This is a genomic window from Shewanella sp. AS16, from assembly GCF_021412365.1.
GTDB lineage: Bacteria > Pseudomonadota > Gammaproteobacteria > Enterobacterales > Shewanellaceae > Shewanella > Shewanella salipaludis.
In genome coordinates this window covers 1-315 of the sequence record NZ_JAKCLK010000143.1, presented here as the reverse complement: position 1 = coordinate 315, position 315 = coordinate 1, and the positions used below count along the sequence as shown (strand labels likewise).

The following is a 315-nucleotide window of genomic DNA, read 5'->3' as shown; positions in this document are numbered from 1 at the left end:
CCAAAGGGCAGTGGGAACTGGTCGGTGTTTACTCGGGAGTAGGAGGGGGGACCAATTTGATATATTCTCTTATTCCTCAGAGTTTTCTCTCACAGATCTATTCAGAGGATAATGACGCTCCCGTCTTTTTTAATGCCTCATCCGGCGCCCCCCTGCAATGGAAATTTGACAGCAGCACCGGCACTGGCTCTCTGAAACAGGGTTCCGATGAATATGCCATGCACGGGCAAAAAGGTTCTGACCTGAACGCAGGTAAAAATCTGACATTCCTGGGACATAATGGTCAGATTGACCTGGAAAACTCTGTCACGCAGG

1 protein-coding gene is annotated in these 315 nt (G+C 49.2%); it reads left to right on the top strand.

The features are described 5' to 3' along the window. A partial coding sequence (locus LZP73_RS19715; RefSeq protein ID WP_234236608.1) for a hypothetical protein occupies positions 1-315 on the top strand: 315 nt, incomplete at both ends.